Annotated in this window: 5 protein-coding genes; 2 read left to right on the top strand and 3 right to left on the bottom strand. The window is 53.2% G+C overall.

The window, feature by feature from the left end:
- On the top strand, nt 1–134 hold a 134-nt coding region (locus tag F8J34_RS07635), incomplete at its 5' end, for a BRCT domain-containing protein (protein WP_297057923.1).
- Here the strand turns inward: F8J34_RS07635 and cas6 are convergent.
- From cas6 to F8J34_RS07620, 3 genes are all read right to left on the bottom strand, one after another.
- Nucleotides 131–1,036 carry a CRISPR system precrRNA processing endoribonuclease RAMP protein Cas6 gene (cas6, locus tag F8J34_RS07630; protein WP_297057921.1) on the bottom strand — a complete coding sequence of 302 codons (906 nt, stop codon included), beginning with the start codon at nt 1,034–1,036 and terminating at the stop codon, nt 131–133. The genes F8J34_RS07635 and cas6 overlap by 4 nt on opposite strands.
- A gap of 18 nt (nt 1,037–1,054) precedes the next feature.
- The gene (locus tag F8J34_RS07625) at nt 1,055–1,186 is read right to left on the bottom strand and encodes a hypothetical protein (RefSeq protein WP_297057917.1); all 132 of its coding nucleotides are present in this window, start codon (nt 1,184–1,186) and stop codon (nt 1,055–1,057) included.
- Between the two features lie 107 nt (nt 1,187–1,293).
- Nucleotides 1,294–3,723, bottom strand: a complete 2,430-nt coding sequence (locus F8J34_RS07620) for an SEC-C metal-binding domain-containing protein (protein WP_297057915.1) — start codon at nt 3,721–3,723, stop codon at nt 1,294–1,296.
- 108 nt (nt 3,724–3,831) lie between these two features.
- On the opposite strand from F8J34_RS07620, the gene cmr1 reads away from it, so the two are divergent.
- Nucleotides 3,832–4,129: type III-B CRISPR module RAMP protein Cmr1 (gene cmr1, locus F8J34_RS07615; RefSeq protein WP_297057912.1), on the top strand; the 298-nt coding region annotated here is incomplete at its 3' end.

Here is a 4,129-nt window from a genome sequence, read left to right as displayed (position 1 = left end):
CCTCGGTTTCCCGCAACGTGGACTATGTGGTGGTGGGCGAGAACCCGGGTTCCAAGTACGACCGCGCCCGGGCCCTAGGCCTTACCATTATCAACGAAGAGGAGTTCCTGAAAATGATCGGGGAAACTTCTTAAAAGGTATAGTATCCGAAACCGAAGCTGGTGTGGCGGCCCACCTGAACGTAACTTCCCAGGGCGAGAAGCTCCGCAAAGGGAGCAAGATCCCCGGAAAAGTGCACCTCCCCCACACATCCCTCCAGAGGGTGGGTCTTTCCGGTGCGGGCCGAACGCCTTCTGAATCGCACTCGGGAGAGTCTTCGGCTTACGGTTTTTATCCCCTCGGCTCGGGCTATAAGCCCTTTGAAATCCAGCTCAAGCGAGGTTCCGGCGTGAAAGTAGGAGAGCATGGAGATCCTCCGCAGGAGATTACGGACGAGGATGTGAAACTCGAATTCCTCCGGGGCTACCATCCTTCGCGAAAAGCGCAGGGCGGTGGGGGTAACAAATCTGAGAGTAAGCTTTGAGCCGGAAAAAGCTTTCAGGGGTGGTAAAACCGGGGTCGGACTCAGGATCCTTTCTTTCCCGTAAAGTATTCGTCCGGTCTCTTTTTCCTTTACGGAAACCAATTTAAGGGGAACCCTTTTCCTTCCCAGGCCCCGTGCAGCCAAAGCTTCACAAGCCAGGATCATATGCGGAAAGAACCGCATGGCGCGCCCCACGAGAGTCATTCTTATCCGCAGGGGAGACTTCCTATCATACGGAAAAGGAGGGGCAAAGGCGAAGGGATGCCCTATATAGGGGTATTTGCGAAGGCGCTCGGCCTGAGGAGGTCTCGGGGTCTCGAAGAGATATCCGTAAGCGCAGTCCTGGGAGAGAGGACATTCGATACAGGCTTTATATCTTCCGGCCACACACGAGATCCGTCTAAGGGCCCGACCCAGGGCCCCTCGAAAGGCCGAAAAAAGCCTTTTAGGCAGGGCCTCCGGCCGTTCGGCCTCGAAGTGGAGATAAAAGGTGCTCACCGGAAGCCAAATCATGAAGACTAGGCCCCGCCTTCACCTTCCAGCAGCGAACGGTTTAATCTCCTCCACCATAAAACGCACCCCTTCTCCGACCACTTCTTCAAAGGCCCTGCGCAGACGCTCCGGCAGGAACTCCACCCGCCCGATCTTAAGATATTTTTCCAATCCCGCGTTCAGCCCGGAAAAGATTACGCCCCTTCTCTTTCCGAATCAAGCTCCCGGCTTGCTTCCTCAAATTGGGGGATCCAGCGGACAAGAAAGCTTTGGTAGCTTCAGACCACGAATTCTTCGTAAAACCTGAAGGCTTTCCTCTCCTCGGCACTCTGAGCACTCTTTTTCTCCGGCGGTGCCCCTTCCTTCTTCTTAAGACAACACTTCTTGTACTTCTTTCCGCTTCCGCACGGACAGGGATCGTTGCGTCCCACTTTTTTCTTCTTCCAGAGAAGATCCTCCTTTATGGAAAAGGGCTTTCCGGTGGCCCGGGCGTAATCCCGGGCCTCGAAGAAGATAGCCCTCAGGGCTTCGGCAGACTCCTGAGGATAGAACCGATAAAAGGGAGCCCCTCGCGCCAGGGCCTCCACGGCCTGGCGATAAAACTTAAGTGCCTTCTCCGGTTCGCCCCGCAAACGATGATAAAAGGCGCGCAGATAGGCATAATCCACACAGTCCGGCTTGAGCCTTTCCAGTTGCTCAAGGGCCCTCTCCGCCTCCTCAAGTCTTCTCCCCTTAAGGAGCAGGTGAAGGTATCCACTCAGAACCTCCGGGTCCCCGGCCTGGACCTCCACCATGCGCCTGTAATACGCCAGGGCCTCACGATACCGGGTGAAGGTCTGTCTTCGGCCTTTGACGTTGACAATAAGCTCCTTTACGGACCATATTTCATCCTCCCATTCTTTAAACTCCTTCCCTTCGGCCCGAAGAATCAACCATCTGGTCTTAAGGCGCCCCTTTTCTATCTCGGGAAGAAGAAATCTGTCCTCCGCTCCGCAACGGGGACAAACGACCCTTTCCGGAAGGTCCGGATCCTCCTCCCCTATCAACACCAGGCGAGGTTTGAAAGGAAAGTAATAACCGCACTCCTTACAGCCCAGCGTAACCGTAACCGGAATGGAGGAAACGGGCTTCTCTCCGGAAAGAAGAGCCACTATGTCTTCTGTTTTTTCCCAGGCCTCTTTTTCCAGATCCTTGAGCTCCGGAAAATCCGGCTCAAAGAGATAGGCATAGACAATGAAGGTCCTTTCCCAGTCAAGAAGCCGGGGATGGACGAACCTTTTCATCTTCTCCCAGAGTGCGAAGTGCGGAAAAAGGCTCACAAGTAGGCCCAGGGTCTCAAGGTCTTCTCTCATCCAGGTTTCAAAGTTTTCGGCCAGGGAAAGAGCCGCTCCGGAAGTGGGATAATGGGCTAGAAGAAAGAACACGGTACAATCCCGGTATCTTTTTACTATCTCCAGAAGACGACGGCGCACCTCTCCTTCTCGAAGCCAGGGCCTCAGGGCCTCCTCTATATACTCCCGGTCAAAGAGTTTTTCTTGCACCGATTTTTCGAAAAAGTCGAGGATTTCCGGAAGGAAAGTCCTTCCGCATTCCTGGGCAAGCTTCAAAGCCCGCTCGGCTCCGTAGGAATCCTCGGAGAGCACCTCCCTTAAGAGTTCCCTTATCCTGGCCTCAAAATCCTTCTCGCTTTCAAGAGACGCCAGGATCCGTTCCCGGAGTTCCTCGTCTTCAGGAAAGGGGGGACGTTCCTTTTTCAGATAGAGGTTCAATAGTTCCTCCGGAGAAATATTTTGCGGAAGGCCGAGAAGAGACTTTCCCCAGAGGAGAGTGAGAAAGAGTAACCCCAGGGTCTCTACCACCGGCTGAGAATAGTCGCCTGCGGAGATGGAAAGTAGGGTCTCCAGGGTCCGGAAGATCACGCCCAGGCTACGGGGTCTTGCGAGATGGCGCCTGAGGTTAACCTCCCCTCGCCGCTCGATCACCTCCTTGCGCAATTTTTCAAATTCTTCTTCTACGAAGCTCCTTACCAAACGGCAATTCTTATCCTTCTCCAGTTGGGTAAAGGCTTGGGCCACCTTCTCCGGGAGGATCCCTAGGAAATAATCCTTCTTCGGAAGAACTATCTCCAACCCCGTAAGGATATGGGGAATTTCGTCGTGAAGGCGGACATAAACCTCCTTTATCGGTGAAGGGTCTGCGGTTTCCCATATCCGGTAGCCCGCACTATGGGCCTCCCATTCCGGAATGGGTTCGTCCAGGAGGGCATGTAAGGCCTCTCTTTCGGAGATAGGAAGCTCATAGAATATTTCGGAGAAAAAGAAATAAGAAAACTTTTCGTCTGTGAATACCCTTTCTGCGAGCCAGGAATTTTCCATCAATACCTGGCAAAGAGAGCCTATAGTTCCTAAAAATCTTATGCCTCCCAAGAGAAGATTTCGGCTTTTTTCTCGACGCAGCCGTTCGAGAACCGCGCTCTTAAGGGATTCTTGAAGTTCCGGGGATAGGAGGGAAGCATGATCTCGAAAGATTCTCAGGATGGTTTGAAACACCTTCGTGTCCTTTTCTTCCAGGGCCAGCGGGACAAACTCCGGGAGCCTTTCGGGATATATCTCCTCGAGCCTTTCCCAGGCCCAGTCCCTCACCACCGGACTTGCATGCCGAAGGTGCTTTTCCAGTTCTTCAAGGGGTAAAAGAAGATCATCTTTCACCGCTGCGGCTCCCTTATAATTTTTACCTATGAAATTCTATCCCCTCCCGGAAAGGCTTGCAAAAAGCCTCTCTTGACGCCCGAGGGAATAAGAGCGATAAAAGGATCTATGGGGGGCGGGAAGGCCGAAATCCTTCGCAAGAGATTCGGAAACCGCGTAACTCTCACTCTCACCTGCCGCATGGTAACGCCCATGTTCCTGGGGGATGCCTGGCAGGAAGCCGCCCTGCGCCCGGAACCTTTTAAAGGGCTTTTAAGGTATTGGTGGCGCGTAGCGGCAGGGAGCAAACCCAAAGATCATGAAAAGTTATTAGAAAAAGAAATCGAACTTTTCGGAGGCGGAGGCGAGAAGGGACAAAAAAGTCCTCTGGTAATAGAAGTGGAGGGTAATCCCGAAATAGTAGAAG

Source organism: Thermosulfurimonas sp. (assembly GCF_015491435.1).
Lineage (GTDB): Bacteria > Desulfobacterota > Thermodesulfobacteria > Thermodesulfobacteriales > Thermodesulfobacteriaceae > Thermosulfurimonas_A.
This window is presented reverse-complemented; position numbering and strand designations above follow the sequence as displayed.